This is a genomic window from Burkholderia sp. JP2-270 (genome assembly GCF_003233675.1).
Lineage (GTDB): Bacteria > Pseudomonadota > Gammaproteobacteria > Burkholderiales > Burkholderiaceae > Burkholderia > Burkholderia pyrrocinia_C.
In genome coordinates, this window is the sequence record NZ_CP029824.1 from 1,047,114 (window position 1) to 1,062,296 (window position 15,183).

Annotated in this window: 16 protein-coding genes and 1 pseudogene; 6 read left to right on the plus strand and 11 right to left on the minus strand. The window is 69.2% G+C overall.

Annotated features, from left to right (window positions below; translation table 11 throughout):
* Positions 1 to 19: 19 nt before the first annotated feature.
* Positions 20 to 979, minus strand: coding sequence for a nitronate monooxygenase family protein (locus tag DM992_RS05020; RefSeq protein WP_111015960.1), 960 nt, complete (start codon positions 977 to 979; stop codon positions 20 to 22).
* 279 nt (positions 980 to 1,258) lie between these two features.
* On the opposite strand from DM992_RS05020, the gene DM992_RS05025 reads away from it, so the two are divergent.
* Positions 1,259 to 2,155: an alpha/beta hydrolase gene (locus tag DM992_RS05025; RefSeq protein WP_111015961.1), complete on the plus strand. Its 897-nt coding sequence runs from the start codon at positions 1,259 to 1,261 to the stop codon at positions 2,153 to 2,155.
* A 30-nt stretch (positions 2,156 to 2,185) separates the two neighbouring features.
* On the opposite strand, the gene DM992_RS05030 is transcribed toward DM992_RS05025, so the two are convergent.
* Positions 2,186 to 2,677, minus strand: coding sequence for an Lrp/AsnC family transcriptional regulator (locus DM992_RS05030; RefSeq protein WP_111015962.1), 492 nt, complete (start codon positions 2,675 to 2,677; stop codon positions 2,186 to 2,188).
* A gap of 112 nt (positions 2,678 to 2,789) precedes the next feature.
* Here DM992_RS05030 and DM992_RS05035 point away from each other — a divergent pair, with 112 nt between their 5' ends.
* Positions 2,790 to 3,692, plus strand: a complete 903-nt coding sequence (locus DM992_RS05035) for a DMT family transporter (protein ID WP_111015963.1) — start codon at positions 2,790 to 2,792, stop codon at positions 3,690 to 3,692.
* Positions 3,693 to 3,936: 244 nt separating this feature from the next.
* Here the strand turns inward: DM992_RS05035 and DM992_RS05040 are convergent, their stop codons facing one another.
* Genes DM992_RS05040 through DM992_RS05055 form a run of 4 tightly spaced genes read right to left on the minus strand, consistent with a single transcriptional unit; the run spans position 3,937 to position 6,571 of the window.
* The gene (locus tag DM992_RS05040; RefSeq protein WP_111015964.1) at positions 3,937 to 4,143 is read right to left on the minus strand and encodes a DUF1289 domain-containing protein; all 207 of its coding nucleotides are present in this window, start codon (positions 4,141 to 4,143) and stop codon (positions 3,937 to 3,939) included.
* The gene (locus tag DM992_RS05045) at positions 4,140 to 4,646 is read right to left on the minus strand and encodes a YbaK/EbsC family protein (protein ID WP_034179210.1); all 507 of its coding nucleotides are present in this window, start codon (positions 4,644 to 4,646) and stop codon (positions 4,140 to 4,142) included. The genes DM992_RS05040 and DM992_RS05045 overlap by 4 nt, the downstream gene beginning before the upstream one ends.
* A 26-nt stretch (positions 4,647 to 4,672) precedes the next feature.
* Positions 4,673 to 5,605 carry a hydroxymethylglutaryl-CoA lyase gene (locus DM992_RS05050; RefSeq protein WP_111015965.1) on the minus strand — a complete coding sequence of 311 codons (933 nt, stop codon included), beginning with the start codon at positions 5,603 to 5,605 and terminating at the stop codon, positions 4,673 to 4,675.
* Positions 5,606 to 5,629: 24 nt separating this feature from the next.
* A complete protein-coding gene (locus tag DM992_RS05055) occupies positions 5,630 to 6,571 on the minus strand; it encodes a glyoxylate/hydroxypyruvate reductase A (RefSeq protein ID WP_111015966.1) in 942 nt (313 codons plus the stop codon).
* A 294-nt stretch (positions 6,572 to 6,865) separates the two neighbouring features.
* Between DM992_RS05055 and DM992_RS05060 the strand changes: the two genes are divergently transcribed.
* Complete coding sequence (locus DM992_RS05060) at positions 6,866 to 7,489, plus strand: alpha/beta hydrolase (protein ID WP_111015967.1); 624 nt, start codon at positions 6,866 to 6,868, stop codon at positions 7,487 to 7,489.
* Between the two features lie 51 nt (positions 7,490 to 7,540).
* Here DM992_RS05060 and DM992_RS05065 read toward each other — a convergent pair.
* From DM992_RS05065 to DM992_RS05075, 3 genes and pseudogenes are all read right to left on the minus strand, one after another.
* A pseudogene (locus DM992_RS05065) lies at positions 7,541 to 7,897 on the minus strand (phospholipase domain-containing protein); the annotation flags it as partial.
* Between the two features lie 22 nt (positions 7,898 to 7,919).
* Positions 7,920 to 8,204 carry a hypothetical protein gene (locus tag DM992_RS05070; protein WP_111015968.1) on the minus strand — a complete coding sequence of 95 codons (285 nt, stop codon included), beginning with the start codon at positions 8,202 to 8,204 and terminating at the stop codon, positions 7,920 to 7,922.
* A gap of 160 nt (positions 8,205 to 8,364) precedes the next feature.
* On the minus strand, positions 8,365 to 9,285 hold the full coding sequence (locus DM992_RS05075) for a LysR substrate-binding domain-containing protein (protein ID WP_111015969.1): 921 nt from the start codon (positions 9,283 to 9,285) through the stop codon (positions 8,365 to 8,367).
* A 111-nt stretch (positions 9,286 to 9,396) separates the two neighbouring features.
* On the opposite strand from DM992_RS05075, the gene DM992_RS05080 reads away from it, so the two are divergent.
* Entirely contained in the window at positions 9,397 to 10,035 is a 639-nt protein-coding gene (locus tag DM992_RS05080; RefSeq protein WP_111015970.1) for a glutathione S-transferase N-terminal domain-containing protein, read from the plus strand.
* A 56-nt stretch (positions 10,036 to 10,091) separates the two neighbouring features.
* Here DM992_RS05080 and DM992_RS05085 read toward each other — a convergent pair whose 3' ends face one another.
* Positions 10,092 to 11,363 carry an MFS transporter gene (locus tag DM992_RS05085; protein WP_111015971.1) on the minus strand — a complete coding sequence of 424 codons (1,272 nt, stop codon included), beginning with the start codon at positions 11,361 to 11,363 and terminating at the stop codon, positions 10,092 to 10,094.
* 97 nt (positions 11,364 to 11,460) lie between these two features.
* Here DM992_RS05085 and DM992_RS05090 point away from each other — a divergent pair, with 97 nt between their 5' ends.
* Positions 11,461 to 12,528, plus strand: coding sequence for a LysR substrate-binding domain-containing protein (locus DM992_RS05090; RefSeq protein ID WP_111015972.1), 1,068 nt, complete (start codon positions 11,461 to 11,463; stop codon positions 12,526 to 12,528).
* A gap of 181 nt (positions 12,529 to 12,709) precedes the next feature.
* Here the strand turns inward: DM992_RS05090 and dapA are convergent, their stop codons facing one another.
* Complete coding sequence (gene dapA, locus DM992_RS05095; protein WP_111015973.1) at positions 12,710 to 13,603, minus strand: 4-hydroxy-tetrahydrodipicolinate synthase; 894 nt, start codon at positions 13,601 to 13,603, stop codon at positions 12,710 to 12,712.
* A gap of 452 nt (positions 13,604 to 14,055) precedes the next feature.
* On the opposite strand from dapA, the gene DM992_RS05105 reads away from it, so the two are divergent.
* Entirely contained in the window at positions 14,056 to 15,075 is a 1,020-nt protein-coding gene (locus DM992_RS05105; RefSeq protein WP_047899176.1) for a sulfate ABC transporter substrate-binding protein, read from the plus strand.
* Positions 15,076 to 15,183 lie beyond the last annotated feature (108 nt).

The window sequence follows — 15,183 nt, forward strand, 5'->3', positions numbered from 1 at the left end:
GCAACGACCGCCGCATCCGTCAGCGTGCGATGCCGAGCCGCGCCTTCGCGTCGTCGTACTCGCGCTTCAGGCGCTCGACGAGCGCACCCACGCTCGGCAGGTCGTCCATCAGCCCGACGCCCTGGCCGGCGCCCCAGATGTCCTTCCACGCCTTCGTCTTGTCGCCGCCGAAATTCATCTTCGTCTTGTCGGATTCCGGCAGCGCTTCCGGATCGAGGCCGGCTTTCTCGATGCTCTCGCGGATGTAGTTGCCGTGCACGCCGGTGAAGAGGTTCGTATAGATGATGTCGGACGATTTCGCGTTCAGGATCGCGTGCTTGTAGTCGTCGATCGCGTGCGCTTCCTGCGTTGCGATGAAGCGTGTTCCCATGTACGCGAAATCGGCGCCCATCGCCTGCGCGGCGAGGATCGAGCCGCCGTTCGCGATCGAGCCGGACAGCACGATCGGACCGTCGAAGATCTTGCGGACTTCGCCGACGAGCGCGAACGGCGACGTCGTGCCCGCGTGGCCGCCCGCGCCGGCCGCGACGAGGATCAGCCCGTCGACGCCGGCTTCGAGCGCCTTCTGTGCGTGGCGCAGGTTGATCACGTCGTGCAGCACGATGCCGCCGTAGCTGTGCACCGCGTCGACGATCTCGCGCGCCGGCGCGCGCAGGCTCGTGATGAAGATCGGCACCTTGTGCTCGACGCATACGCGCACGTCGTGCTCGAGCCGCGCGTTCGACTGGTGGACGATCTGGTTGACCGCGATCGGGCCGATTACCGCTTCGGGGTGTTTCGCCTTGTGGTCGGCGAGCTCCGACTGGATCTGCGTGAGCCACTCGTCGAGCAGTTCGGCCGGACGGGCGTTGAGCGCAGGGAACGAACCGACGATGCCCGCCTTGCATTGCGCGAGCACGAGTTCGGGGTAGCTGACGATGAACATCGGCGACGCGATGACGGGCAGCGTCAGGTTCTGCAGGACGGTGGGCAATGCCATGTGATGTCTCCAGTCTCCAGGGAGGGCCGGCATCCGCGCGATCGCGTTGACGCCGACACCATGCTTTGCGGTCGAACGATGATTCGAGTGTAGCTGCGGAACGAGATCGTTCATATTAATACGAACGGTCGTGCGATTCTACGCGAGCTTAACAAAATGCGCGGTGTGGCCGCAATCGAGTGAGTGTTCTCTTTCTACGGATTCTGGCTGCTGCCCCGCTGTGAAGATGCGCGAGCGCTCCTAAAATAGCCGCCATAACAAACCAACGAGAAACAAACCATGTCGTTTGAGGCGTTTGCACCGTTTCGCGTGATGGTGCAGGACACCGACATCTTCGGTGTCAAAGGAGGCGCGGGCCCGCCGCTCCTGTTGCTGCACGGGCATCCGCAAACCCACATGATCTGGCATCGCGTTGCCGCGACGCTCGCGAATCACTTCACGGTGATCGCCACCGACCTGCGCGGATACGGCGCGTCGGGCCGGCCGCCGAGCGACGCGCAGCACGCGCCGTATTCGAAACGCGCGATGGCGGCCGACCAGGTCGCCGTGATGCGGCATTTCGGCTTCGAGCACTTCCATGTATGCGCGCACGATCGCGGCGCGCGTGTCGCGCACCGGCTCGCACTCGATCACGCGGATGCCGTCGAGCGGATGATGCTGCTCGACATCGCGCCGACGCTCGCGATGTACGAGAAAACCGATCGCGCGTTCGCGACCGCGTATTTCCACTGGTTCTTCCTGATCCAGCCGGAGCCGCTGCCCGAGACGCTGATCGGCGGGCATACCGATGCGTACATCGAGCGTGTGATGGGCAACCGGTCCGCCGGGCTCGCGCCGTTCGCGCCCGAGGCGCTCGGCGCGTACCGCGCCGCGCTCGCGCAGCCGGGCGCCGTGCACGCGATGTGCGAGGACTACCGCGCATCGGCGACGATCGACCTCGAGCACGACCGTGCGGATCTCGAGCGCGGCAACAAGATCGCGTGTCCGCTGCGCGTGCTGTGGGGCGAGAAAGGGATCGTCGGTCGCTGCTTCGATCCGCTCGACGAATGGCGTCGCGTCGCGCGCGACGTCAGCGGCCGTGCGCTCGAATGCGGGCACTACATTCCGGAAGAGGCGCCCGTCGCGTTGATCGACGAACTGCTTGCGTTCTTCGAGGCGCGCGACCCGTCCGCATAAGGGAGCGTGCGGGCGGCGCGGGCCGGCCGCTCAGCGGTGTGCGCTGTCGTCGTCGGCGAGCGGCGGCAGGCGGCGCGGCACGGGCGTCGATTTCACGATCGCGGTGCTCGTCTCCGCGCGCTCCGTCACCTTCGACAGGATGTCGTCGAGGTGCGCGATCGTGCGCAGGTAGAGCCGGCAGATGAAGCAGTCGTCGCCCGTCACCTTGTCGCATTCGACGAATTCGGGAATCCGCCGCAGCAACTCCTCGACCAGGTGCAACTGGCCGGGCAGCGGCTTCACCCGGACGATCGCCTGCAGCGTGTAGCCGAGCGCGCGCGGGTCGAGCTCGACGGTGAACGCGGCGATCACGCCTTGTGCCTCGAGCCGCCGCACGCGGTCGGCGGTCGCGGGCGCCGACAGCCCGATCTGCCGCGCGAGCTCGCTGGTCGCGATGCGCGCGTCGTCGGCCAGCGCGGCGAGGATCGCGCGGTCGGTCGCGTCGAGCGACGCGACGGCGGGTGTGGAAAGGCGTTTCGGCATGATCGCTTTGCTTTCGAAGGTGAATCGGCTGATTCACTTCAGTTTAGCCGTGGTTTCGGCGAAAGCAAATTTCTAGAATCGAAGTCATCCACTCTCATCGACGGAGTTCATGATGGCTTCGAATGAAATTCGCCGCGGCGCCGCCGAGATGGTTGTCGCGATGATGATGTCCGGCACGATCGGCTGGCTCGTGATGTCGTCGCAGCAGCCGCTGACGAACGTCGTGTTCTTCCGCTGCCTGTTCGGCGCCGCGACGCTCGCGCTCGTCTGCGCGGCGTTAGGCTTCCTGCGCCGCTCGCTGTTCTCGCCGCGGATGCTCGCACTCGCGACGCTCGGCAGCGTCGCGATCGTCGCGAACTGGCTGCTGCTGTTCGCCGCCTATTCGCGCGCATCGATCTCGATGGCGACCGCCGTCTACAACACGCAGCCGTTCATGCTCGTCGCGCTCGGCGCGATCGTGTTCCGCGAACGGGTCACCGCGTCGACGGTCGCGTGGCTCGCGCTCGCGTTCGCCGGGCTCGTCTTCGTGGTGCGCGTCGAGCCGGCCGTGCTCGCGGTGCCGGGCGAATATCTGGAAGGCGTCGCGCTGTCGCTCGGCGCGGCGTTCCTGTACGCGATCTCGTCGATCGTCACGAAGCACCTGAAGGGCACGCCGCCGCATCTGCTCGCGCTGCTGCAGGCCGGCCTCGGGATCGTGCTGCTCGCGCCGTTCGCGCACTTCGATACGCTGCCCGCGACTGTCGGGCAATGGCTCGACCTCGTCGTGCTCGGCGTCGTGAACACGGGCCTGATGTATGTGCTGCTGTACGGCGCGATCCAGAAGCTGCCGACCGCGATGACCGGAGCGCTGTCGTTCGTCTATCCGGTCGTCGCGATCGTGGTCGATCGCGTTGCGTTCGGGCAGACGCTTGCGTGGACGCAGGTGTTCGGTGCGCTGCTGATCCTGCTCGCGGCGGCCGGTGTGAATCTCGGCTGGCGCATCGTACCCGCGCGTCGCGAGGCGGTCGGCAACTGAAACGGTCGTACGATTTGGCGCCGCGACGGGGGCGCCGCCGCGGGGATTTCAGGAACGCGGATTGCGTTTGGATTGCGTTCGAAACGGGCCCGCGCGCACGCGCGAAAGATGCTGTAAGAAGTTGTAGGGAAACACCCGATGCGATGCGGCCGCGTCGCTCGTATGATGCGGTCTGTGACGTTGATCACGTTCACAGGATTCCGATCTCGACGCCGTTCGCCCGTGAGGCTGAACGGCTCTTTTTTTATGTGCCGCTCCCGGCGAGCATGCGCCGCCGCGCATCGAGCCGCGCGAGCAGCGCGCGCCTCGCATCGTCGTCCGACGCGCGCCATCCCTTGATCTCGTCACGCGTGCGCAGGCAGCCCGCGCACCAGTCGGTGCGCGGATCGATCCTGCATACGTCCGTGCACGGCGATGCGACCGTGCCGACCGGCACCGGCACGCCGCTCATGCGTTGTCCCGCAACGCGACGTCCGCGACCGGTGCGCCCGTCAGCGACACGAGTTCGTGCGGCGACAGGTTGAACACCGCATGCGGATGGCCGGCGGCCGCCCACAGGCTGTCGAGCTCGAGCAGGTCGGCATCGATCAGCGTGACGGGTTCGACAAGATGGCCGATCGGGCAGACGCCGCCGATCGCATAGCCTGTGTTGTCGCGCACGAACTTCGCGTCCGCGCGGCCCACCTCGCCGACCTGCGCGGCAACCTTTTTCTCGTCGACGCGATTGACGCCGCTCGCGACCACGAGCACGGGCGCGCCGTCCGACTGCCGGCGAAACAGGATCGACTTCGCGATCTGCGCGACCTCGCAGCCGAGCCCGGCCGCGGCTTCGGCCGACGTCTTGCCGGTTTCGGCGAGCATCACGATGCCTTTTGCATGACCGCGCTCGCGCAGCAGCAGCGCGACTCTTCGCGCGGAATCGGGGAGGGAATCGAATGAAGCAGGTGTCGTCATGTTGAGCAATCCATGGAGTGCAGGGGTCAGACGCAGTTCGCGGCGTCGTCCGCGCTCTGCGCCTTGGCGAGCAGAGCGCGACCGGCGCGCGACACGTTCGTGCGGCCGATCGCGTTCGAGATGAAGTCGCCGGCGGCGACGACCTGCGCGAGATCGACGCCGGTGTCGATGCCGAGGCCCTGCATCAGGTACAGCACGTCCTCGGTCGCGACGTTGCCGGTCGCGCCCTTCGCGTACGGGCAGCCGCCGAGGCCGGCGACCGACGCGTGAAAGATCTCGATCCCTTCGAACAGCGCAGCGTAGATGTTCGCGAGCGCCTGGCCGTAGGTGTCGTGGAAATGGCCCGACAGGCGTTCGCGCGGGAACACGCGCGTGACGGCCGAGAGCACTTCGCGCGTGCGCTTCGGCGTGCCGACGCCGATCGTATCGGCGATGTCGATCTCGTCGCAGCCGAGCGCCGCGAAGCGTTCGACGACGTCGACGACCGACGCGACCGGCACCTCGCCCTGGTACGGGCAGCCGAGCGTGCACGACACGCTGCCGCGCAGCCGCAGGCCCGCGTCCTTCGCGGCCTTCGCGACGGGCTCGAAGCGCGCGATGCTCTCGGCGATGCTGCAGTTGATGTTCCGCTGCGAGAACGCCTCGCTCGCCGCGCCGAAGATCACGACTTCGTCGGCGCGCGCGGCGAGCGCGTTCTCGAAGCCCTTCAGGTTCGGCGTGAGCACCGAGTACACGGTGCCCGCGCGACGCTCGATGCCGGCCATCACGTCGGCGCCGTCGGCCATCTGCGGCACCCATTTCGGCGACACGAACGACGCGGCCTCGATGTTGCGGAAGCCCGCGCGCGACAGGCGGTCGACGAGCGCGATCTTCACGTCGGTCGGCACGAAGGTCTTCTCGTTCTGCAGCCCGTCGCGCGGGCCGACTTCGACGATCTTGACGGCGGTGGGGAAGCTCATGGTTGTCTCCGGTTTTGTCTGTATTCAGTAGCCGCGCGCGTAGTCGACGATGCCGCCGACGCGCTCGCCGCGCTCGAATGCGCGGATCTTGCCGGCGATCTGCTCGACGGCCTCCGCGCGCAGCGTTTCGGCCGAGCTGTGCGGCGTGATCGTGATGCGCGGCGCGCGCCAGAACGGATGGTCGTCCGGCAGCGGTTCGTGCTGGAACACGTCGAGCGTCGCCGCGGCGATCCGGCCGCTCGCGAGCGCGTCGAGCAGGTCGGCCTCGACGAGATGTGCGCCGCGCGCGACGTTGACGACGTACGCGCCGGGCGCGAGCCGCGCGAACGCGCGCGACGACAGGATGCCGTCGGTGTCGGGCGTGCTCGGCAGCAGGTTGACGAGCACTTTCGCACCGTCGATGCACGCATCGAACGCGCCGTCGCCGGCGAAGGTCGCGATGCCGTCGAGCTGCTTCGCGCTGCGGCTGTAGCCACGCACGGGCAGGCCGAGCGCGGCGAGCGCGAGCGCGACCTGCGCGCCGAGCACGCCGAGGCCGAGCACGGCAACGGTGAACGTTGCGCGCGGATGCGGTTCGAGCGGGTGCCAGCGGCGCTCGCGCTGCTGCGCGTCGTATTCGTCGAAACGGCGCAGGTAGCGCAGCACCGCGTGCGTCACGTATTCGACCATCTGCTGCGCCATGCCCGAATCCTCGAGCCGCACGAGCGGCACGTGCGCGGGCAGCGTGCCCGGATGCGTGCGGTCGAGCGCGAGCAGCGCGTCGACGCCCGCGCCGAGGTTGAAGATCGCGCGCAGGCCGTCGCGCGGCGCGAAGAACTCGCGCGGCGGGCGCCATACGAGCGCGTAGTCGGCGGCGGCCGTGTCGCCGGGCTGCCATGCGCGTAGCTCGGCTTCCGGCAGCGCGTGCGCGATCTCGTCGCGCCACGCGCCGGCTTCCTGGTGCGGCGAATAGAACAGGATCTTCATTGCGTGACTTCGCGCGCGCCGGCGAGGCTCGTCACGGGAACGGCGAGAGGGAGCAGGCGCAGCGCGCAGGCGGGCGTAGCGGACATCGGGCGTCTCCTGACGACCGGGCCCGGCGCGTCGGCGCCCGGCCCGCTTTCGTATGAAGCTGACGGGAAGCCCACATTCTACGGTTTCGACGCGAATTGCGCCGTCGCGCGGGCCGGCCCGCGCAAAAGCAAAGCACAAAATATTGGTTCGGCCGCCGGGCGCCGCGCGCCACAATCGAAACTCGTCTTCAAGCAAGCGAGGGCAATCATGCGCGCATGCAGCAAATCGGCGTGGCCGCCGCGGCTCGTCACCGTTCCGGGCCTGCACGGCAGCGAAGGCGCTCACTGGCAGACCTGGCTCGAGCGGCAGTTCCCGCGCTCGCTGCGCGTCGAGCAGGACGACTGGGACGCGCCCGATCTCGCGCGCTGGGCGCAGTCCGTGCGCGCGCTGCTCGATCGCGAGCGCGGCCCGTTCGTGCTCGCCGCGCACAGTTTCGGCTGCCTCGCGGCCGCGCATGCGCTCGCGCAGTGGCCGCGTACGGGCGATGTCGCGGGCGTGCTGCTCGTCGCGCCCGCCAGTCCGAAGAAATTCACGTTTGCCGGGCCGTTCGACGCGTGCCGGCTTGCGGTGCCGTCGATCGTGATCGGCAGCGAGACCGATCCGTGGATGCCGCTCGCCGATGCGCGTACGCTCGCGCAGCGCCTGGGCAGTGCGTTCGTGAACCTCGGCGATGCCGGGCACATCAATACGGCGGCCGGCTTCGGGCCGTGGCCGCGCGCCAAGTACTTCGTCGACACGCTCGTCCATTGCGCGGCGCCGCTGCGCTTTCGCGATGCGGACGACGGCTTCGACGCCGCGCTCGTCGACCGCGCGCTCGCGCACGCGGTCTGACGGGCGGCATGCGCTGCGCGGCGGTTGCCGCGCCACGCAGCGCCGTCGCGGTTACGACGCGGAGACGGGCCGCACCGCGGCCGGGTCCGAATAGCTCGGACGGCCGTTCTCGACGTGACCCTCGAAACGGCGCGAGAACGTGCCGTTTGCGCCGTCGCTTACCGTCACGTCATACCATTGGTGGTTCGATGCGGGCACCCACTGCTCGATCTGCTCGTCGCCGCCGTGCAGCGTCACCTGCCGCGATGGCGCGCCGTACGCGTTGTCGGTCAGCGTCACCTGCCGCGATGGCGCGCCGTACGCGTTGTCGGTCAGCGTCAGCGTGACGTGGGCTGCGCCGTGGTTGCGCAGCCTCACGTACAGGTTTCCGCTCGCGACGTCGTAGCCGGCCTTCACCTCCGGCTGCGCCGGGTTGCGGTGACGAGCGCGATCAGCCTGGCGACGAAGCGGCGGTGGCCGATGCGGCCGCGTTCGACGCGGGCTTCGCGTCGTCGTCGTCATCGGGCGGATAGTGCACGACGGGCGGTGCGAGCGGCGCGGCATCGGACGCGGCGGCGTTCGCGGTCGCATTGCTGTTGAACGCGCTGGCGGAGCCGCTCGATGCGCCGGCTTGCTGCGAGGCGTCGGCCGCGTGCGCGTCGTGCGGCGCGTCGTCGCTGCAGGCGGCGATCAAAGCGGCGGCACAAAGAACGACGACGACGGAAACGCGACGCATGACTTCTCTCCTGGCAGGCTGATCGGGAAACGCTTTCGAGTATGCCGATACGATGCGACGTTTCGGTGAATCGTTTGCGACCGGTGTGTGATCGCGAAACGCTTTCGTCAAACTAACGAACTACTTTTGCGTGCGTGCCGCCATTGCCGACCGCCGCCTGTCAGCGCCGCGGCGTCCTGCGCCGCACTTCGCTGCGCAGCCAGTCGAGCCAGGTGCGGATCGCCGCTTCGTGCGGATGGCCGGGGCGCCACACGACGTAGTGCGCATACACGTCGGTCACGCGCACCGTCGACACGCGCACGAGCGTGCCGGCCGCGAGTTCGGGCTCGATCAGCGAGCGGCGTGCGAGTGCGACGCCGCGCCCTTTCAGCGCCGCGTTGATCAGCGCGTTTGCGTCGGTGAAGCGCGGCGCGCGCGCGGATTCGGTGAGATCGAGCCGCGCGGCCTGGAACCACGGTTCCCACGGCTGCGCGGGATGGCGCAGCAGCGTCGCGCGCACGAGATCGGCCGGCGCGCGCGGTGCAACGCCGTCGCGATTGCGGTACACGGGGCTCGCGACCGGGAAGATCGTCTCGTTCATCAGCTTCTCGGCGACGACGCCCGGCCACGTGCCGGGCCCGTAGCGCAGCGCGACGTCGATGCGGTCGCGCTTGCGCAGCGGCGCGAGCGTCGCGTCCGGGTGCAGCGCGATCGCGATGTGCGGATGCGCGGCCGAGAAGCGCGGCAGGCGCGGCGCGAGCCAGCGCTCGGCGACGCTCGGCAGCACGCTGACGTTCAGTGTGACGTCGCAGGTGCGCGGGCGGCTGCGCACGGCGAGCGTCGGCTCGAATGCGCGTTCGAGCACGCTCAGGCCCTGGCGCACCTGCAGCGCGAGCGTGTGCGCGGCGTGCGTTGGTGTCGCGCCGTTGCGCTCGCGCGTGAAGAGCGGATAGCCGAGCTGCGCCTCGAGCGTGCGGATGTGCTGGCTGACCGCGCCTTGCGTGAGTGCGAGTGCGTCGGCCGCGCGCGTGAAGCTCTGCAACCGCACGGCAGCCTCGAACGCGCGCAGCGTCTGCAGCGGAGGGAGGTGGATGCGTCGCATGCGGGTATTAGTAACACTAATGTCCGAGCACGACAATTCATCGTTTGCGGCGCCCGGCCACGCGTTCCTACACTCGGTTCCGTCTTCCACAGCCCGGTCGGGCCCACCATCATGAACGCATACCGTCTCTATCTTTCGCCGGGCGCCTGCTCGCTTGCCGCTCACATCGCGCTGGAGGAAACCGGCGCGCCGTTCGACGTCGAGATCGTCTCCGTGCAGAAACAGCAGAACCTCGAAGCGCGCTATCTCGCGATCAACGCGAAGGCGCGCGTGCCCGTGCTCGCGATTCCGGGCGAGCCGCGCGTGCTCACCGAAACGCCCGCGATCCTCACGTATCTCGCACGCCGTTATCCGGATGCGCGATTGCTGCCGCTCGACGACCCGCTGCGCGAGGCGCGCTGCCACGAATGGCTCGCCTGGCTGGTCGGCTGGGTGCATGGCGTCGGCTACGGCGCGCTGTGGCGGCCGGGCCGCTTCATCGGCGACCCGGCCTTGCACGGTGCGGTCAGACCGCACGGGCGCGGCACGATCGATGCCGCGAACGAGACCATCGAAACCGCGCTTGCCGACGGTCGCACGTGGGCCGAACCGGGCGGCCATTCGATCGTCGATCCGTTCCTGCTCGTGCTGTATCGCTGGGGCGTCGCGATCGGACTCGACATGACGCGGCATCCCGCGTGGACGGCCCATGCGCAGCGCGAGGCCGAACGGCCGGCCGTGCGGCGCGCGCTGGCGCGCGAGGCGGGCTGACGGATGCGCGGGCGTCGTTGCGTGCGCGGCGACGCCCGGCGTGCAACATGCGGCCGCTATCGCGCGGCGAACAGCGGATAGGTCGCGCCGGCGACCAGCGCGGCCGCGAGCCAGACCACGCTCCACGAACTGACGGCGAGCAGCGGCGGAATCGCGAGCGGCGTCGCGAACAGCCCGAGGTAGACGATCGTGTTCGCCATCCCGAGCGCGGTGCCCGCATGGTTCGCGCCTGCGAGCGTCGCGAGCTCCGTGTACGCGACGCCGTGCCACGCCGATACGCAGATGCCCGCGAACACGAGAATCGCGACGATCGCCGCGAGCGGCACGTGCGGGCTGCCGGCCGTCGCGGCTGCAAGCAGCGCGAACGACCCGGCGGCGACGAGCACCGAACCGCGCAGGTACGCGCGGCGGTTGCCGTGCCGGTCGGTATGGCGGCCGCTCCAGACGCGCATCACCATCGCGCCGAACTGCAGCGCGACCATCGCCGCGCTGATGCCGGGGAGACCGAGCCGGCCGAAGTCGTGCAGGAACACCGTCGCGAACGTGAGCACCGCGAACTGCGGCGTGCACAACAGGCCCATGCCGAGCACGATGCGCCACACGCGGCCGCTCGCGAGCGGGCCGCGCGCGTGCCGGGCGGGCTGCTGCTGTTCGACAGGACGATGCACGGTGCCGTGCACGGCGGCCGGCACGGCGGGCGGTTCGTGCAGCCAGCGCCAGGTCAGCGCGGCCGATCCCGCGCACAGCAGCATCAGCGCACCGAACACCGCGGCGAAACCCAGGTGCGACGCGAGCGACGGCAGCAGCGCCGCGCCGACGCCGCCGCCGAGCGGCACGGCCGTCTGGCGGATGCTCATCGCGAGGCCGCGTTCGCGCTCGCCGAACCAGCGCATCACCGCGCGCCCGCTCGATCCGTTCACGCTGCCGCCGAGCAGGCCGACGCAGCTCATCATTGCGACGACGCGCATCAGCGGCGGCACCGCGTGCGCGGTCGGGGCGATCGTGCACACCATCAGCGCGAGCATTGCGGCTGTCGCGACGAGCCCGGTCAGCAGCACGCGGCGATCGCCGAAGCGGTCGGCGGCGATCCCCCACGGCAGCTCGGACAGCGCGACGCCGAAGCCGAGCGCGCCGAGCACGAGGCCGAGCGCGCCGTTGTCGAGGTGATAGGCCGTGCGCATCCACACGGCGGTGGTCGGAATGCCGGCCGCCGCGGCCGAAAAGCTCATGTTCGCGGCGACACCGGCCGCCAGCACGCGCCAGCGGTGAGCCGGCCCGCGCGCGTCGCGCGCGGGCGAGGAGGGGGAAGCGATGCAGGTGGTATCCATGGCGGCAGGCCCGGTTGGAAATTGACATCGACAGTCTGGCGGCCTACATTCATCCTGAAAATCGGAAAGTTTTTGATGAATCGTTCGATAAATCAGGATGGTTGACGTGCCCAGACAAGACATTCCGCTCGCAATGCCCGATGCCGCGCAGGCCCGCCCCAATTTCGACGTGGCGGCGTTGCGCAGCCTCGTCGCGGGCGTGGATCTCGGCAGTTTCGCGAAGGCGGCCGAACGCGTCGCGCGCTCGTCGTCGGCGGTGAGCGCGCAGATCCGCAAGCTCGAGGAGCAGGCCGGCACACCGCTGTTCGTGAAAGCCGGGCGCGGGCTCGCGCTGACCGACGCCGGCGACGCGATGCTGCGCTATGCGCGGCGGCTGATCGAGCTGAACGACGAGGCAGCCGCGGCCGTGCGCGGCGTGAATCTCGACGGCTGGGTGCGCGTCGGGCTGCAGGAAGATTTCGGCGAGGCGATCCTGCCCGACGTGCTCGGGCGGTTTGCGCGCGCGCATCCGAAGGTGCGGATCGAGGCGCGCGTGGCGCGCAATGCCGAACTGCTCGACCGGCTCGACGCGAACCAGCTCGATCTCGCGCTCGTGTGGGGCGACCCGGCGTCGGCGGCGCTCGTGTCGCGGGCAGGGATCGACAGCGAAGCGATCGCGCAGGTGCCGATGCAATGGATCGGCGCGGTGGGCGCGGGCGGTTTCGGGATACCGGACGGCGGCGGGGAGGGCGCGGAAGACGGTGCGGCACCGGTTGCGCGCGGCGAAACGGGCAGCGAAGCGGGCGGCCGTGCCGTGCGCGCGCCTGGCGAGCCGCTGCCGCTCGTCGTGTTCGACCGGCCGTGCCGGTTCTTCGGTGCGGCGACCGATGCGCTCGACCGCGCGGGCGTGCCGTGGCGCGTCGCGTTCACGACGCCGAGCCTCGCCGGGCTATGGGCGGCGGCGGCGGCCGGCCTTGGGCTGACGGTGCGCTCGCACTACGGGCTGCCCGCGTCGGTGCGCGTGCTCGACGCGGCGTCGTCCGGGCTGCCGGAGCTGCCGAGCCTGCCGCTGATCCTGCTGCGGCGCACGTCGTCGGCGACGCCGACCGTCGACCGGCTCGCGCGGATCGTGACGCAGGCGGTGCGGGATGCGACGGAGGGGGCGGTGGCGGCGCTGGCGGCCTGACGAAACGTTCGATTGCCGCAGCGGGCGGCGACTCGGCAGCCCGTCGGCTGATCGGCCGAATGGATCGATCAGGCGAACCTGACTATATTGCACGGTACGGCCTGTCTCTGGTTCTGACAGTTTGAAATAATCCGTCGGGTTGAATTTCATCTGTCGCCAGCGCCTCACGCGGTGTAGAGCCTTATGCTGCCGCGAGGTCAGGCTCGATTTCGTCGAGTGCCGTGCAGATGGCTGCCAACCGCTCCCGCAACCCGTCGCTCGCTGGTACGAACGGCAGCCGCAACCCGTCCTCGCACCATCCTTGCGCAGCCAGCACGGCCTTCACCGGCGCCGGGTTCGGCTCCGCGAACAGCGCCGCGACGAGCGGCTGCAGTGCGACCGACAGGCGCCGCGCATCGGCGAGCCGCCCGTCGCGCAGCAGTGCATGGATGCGCACATGCCATTCAGGCAGCACGTGCGCGCTGCTCGCGATCGCACCGTGCGCACCGGCGCACAGTGCCGCGAAGTTCTGGTTGTCGTCGCCGGACAGGATCGCAAGCGGCGTGTCGTGCACGAGCCGGCTCATCCGGTCGAGCGTGCCGCCGCATTCCTTGATGCCCGCGACGCGCGGGTCGCGCGCGAGCACCTGCAGCGTTTCCAGTTCGACGGTTACCCCGGTGCGGTACGGGATGTTGTAGACGAGCACCGGCAGGTCGGCCGCGTCGACGATCGCCTCGACATGGCGGCGGATGCCGTCCTGCGTCGGCCGCACGTAGACGGGCGGCGTGACGAGCAACCCGTCGGGCCGCAGCGCGGCGAGTTCGCGTGCGCGTGCCGCCGCGAAATGCGTTGCGCTCGCGGTCAGCCCGACGACGATCGGCAGGCCAGGCGCCGCGTCGCGCAGCGTCGCGAACACGGCGTCCTGTTCGCGCGCGTCGAGCAGCACGCCTTCACCGGTCGTCGCGCCCGCGACGAAACCCGCGATGCCCGCGGCCGCATAGTGGCGCGCGAGCCGCGCGAGTGCCGCATGATCGACTTCGCCGTGGTGGAACGGCGTGATGATCGGCAGCCAGATACCTTCGAAACGTGTGTGCATGCAAAGCCTCATGGTGGAAACGGAGTGGGAAGGAACCGTTCCGCCGGCGGAGCGCCGGAGCGAGGCATGCGGGCAAGGAGAAACAAACGACCTGCGGGCATCCCGTCCGGCATTCGCCTGACGGGACGCGACGTCCCCGTCAGTCGAGGAGTCGTTTTTTCAGTTTCAGCCCGGCCGCGCGCGCACCTGCCGCGACGGCGGCGAGGATCGAGAGCGAGCGCAGGGCAGCGGACATGGATGAACCGTGAAGTGGGCTGAACGGCGATCTTAACACCGGATCGGACCCGCACGCGAGCGTCCGCCGCCGTTTAGCAGGATTCGAGATTTGCTTTCCACGACTGATTGGAAAGCGCGCCGCGGCCGGCCGCTAGAATGCCCGCTTACGTTTCGATGACAGCGCGCACGCGTGCCGTCACGCACATTCACCACCACTGGAAACGGGGCATATCACGATGGCAAGCATCAAGGGGATCGGCCGCTGGCTGCACACGGGCGCGGCGGCGGCGCTGGTCGTGGCGGCGACGGCTGCGCACGCGGATACGTCGATCCTGAACGTGTCGTACGACGTGACGCGCGAGCTGTACAAGGACATCAATGCGAGCTTTGCCGCCGCGTACAAGCAGAAGACCGGCGAGACGGTCGCGCTCAAGCAGTCGCACGGCGCGTCGAGCGCGCAGGCACTGTCGGTGCTGCAAGGGCTGCAGGCCGACGTCGTGACGATGAACCAGCCGAACGACATCGACCTGCTCGCCGAGCGCGGCCAGCTGCTGCCGAAGGACTGGCGCGCGCGCTTCCCGGACAACAGCTCGCCGTACTCGACGACGATGGTGTTCCTCGTGCGCAAGGGCAACCCGAAGGCGATCAAGGACTGGAGCGATCTCGCGAAGCCGGGCGTCCAGGTGATCATCGCGAACCCGAAGACGTCGGGCAACGGCCGCTACGCGTATCTCGCCGCGTGGGGCTTCCAGAAGCAGAAGGGCGCGACCGACCAGCAGGCGCTCGACTTCGAGAAGGCGATCTTCCGCAACGTGCCGGTGCTCGACTCGGGCGGCCGAGGCGCTACGACGACGTTCACGCAGCGCGGCATCGGCGACGTGCTGGTCACGTTCGAGAACGAAGTCGCGCTGATGGACACCGGCGCGTCGGGCGCGCAGTTCGACGCCGTGTATCCGTCGGCCAGCATCCTCGCGGAGCCGCCCGTCGCCGTCGTCGACAAGGTCGTCGACAAGAAGGGCACGCGCAAGGTCGCGCAGGCGTATCTCGACTACCTGTACACGCCGGAAGCGCAGGAGATCATCGCGCAGCACCATCTGCGCCCGCGCGACGCGAACGTGCTGAAGAAGCATGCGGCCGAGTTCAAGTCGCTGAAGACATTCAGCGTCGAGCAGGTCTTCGGCAGCTGGGCGAACGCGCAGAAGACCCATTTCGCCGACGGCGGCACTTTCGACCAGGTGATCGTCGACCGGAAGTGATAGTGGCGCGCACCGCGCGTCCCACACGATGACGATGCAGCCGGCTGCTTTCATGCGGCCGGTTTTGTTTCAACGCTGCGCGGCCGCACGCGTCCGGCCGCGCGGCAA

What these genes read in the sequence shown, in the direction of transcription:
- DM992_RS05035 (WP_111015963.1), top strand. Translation starts at nt 2,790, where the DNA reads ATGGCTTCGAATGAAATTCGCCGCGGCGCCGCCGAGATGGTTGTCGCG.
- DM992_RS05090 (WP_111015972.1), top strand. Translation starts at nt 11,461, where the DNA reads ATGGTTGACGTGCCCAGACAAGACATTCCGCTCGCAATGCCCGATGCC.
- DM992_RS05040 (WP_111015964.1), bottom strand. Translation starts at nt 4,143, where the DNA reads ATGAGCGGCGTGCCGGTGCCGGTCGGCACGGTCGCATCGCCGTGCACG.
- DM992_RS05075 (WP_111015969.1), bottom strand. Translation starts at nt 9,285, where the DNA reads ATGCGACGCATCCACCTCCCTCCGCTGCAGACGCTGCGCGCGTTCGAG.
- DM992_RS05030 (WP_111015962.1), bottom strand. Translation starts at nt 2,677, where the DNA reads ATGCCGAAACGCCTTTCCACACCCGCCGTCGCGTCGCTCGACGCGACC.
- DM992_RS05050 (WP_111015965.1), bottom strand. Translation starts at nt 5,605, where the DNA reads ATGAGCTTCCCCACCGCCGTCAAGATCGTCGAAGTCGGCCCGCGCGAC.
- DM992_RS05045 (WP_034179210.1), bottom strand. Translation starts at nt 4,646, where the DNA reads ATGACGACACCTGCTTCATTCGATTCCCTCCCCGATTCCGCGCGAAGA.
- DM992_RS05105 (WP_047899176.1), top strand. Translation starts at nt 14,056, where the DNA reads ATGGCAAGCATCAAGGGGATCGGCCGCTGGCTGCACACGGGCGCGGCG.
- DM992_RS05060 (WP_111015967.1), top strand. Translation starts at nt 6,866, where the DNA reads ATGCGCGCATGCAGCAAATCGGCGTGGCCGCCGCGGCTCGTCACCGTT.
- DM992_RS05055 (WP_111015966.1), bottom strand. Translation starts at nt 6,571, where the DNA reads ATGAAGATCCTGTTCTATTCGCCGCACCAGGAAGCCGGCGCGTGGCGC.
- DM992_RS05020 (WP_111015960.1), bottom strand. Translation starts at nt 979, where the DNA reads ATGGCATTGCCCACCGTCCTGCAGAACCTGACGCTGCCCGTCATCGCG.
- DM992_RS05080 (WP_111015970.1), top strand. Translation starts at nt 9,397, where the DNA reads ATGAACGCATACCGTCTCTATCTTTCGCCGGGCGCCTGCTCGCTTGCC.
- DM992_RS05070 (WP_111015968.1), bottom strand. Translation starts at nt 8,204, where the DNA reads ATGCGTCGCGTTTCCGTCGTCGTCGTTCTTTGTGCCGCCGCTTTGATC.
- dapA (WP_111015973.1), bottom strand. Translation starts at nt 13,603, where the DNA reads ATGCACACACGTTTCGAAGGTATCTGGCTGCCGATCATCACGCCGTTC.
- DM992_RS05085 (WP_111015971.1), bottom strand. Translation starts at nt 11,363, where the DNA reads ATGGATACCACCTGCATCGCTTCCCCCTCCTCGCCCGCGCGCGACGCG.
- DM992_RS05025 (WP_111015961.1), top strand. Translation starts at nt 1,259, where the DNA reads ATGTCGTTTGAGGCGTTTGCACCGTTTCGCGTGATGGTGCAGGACACC.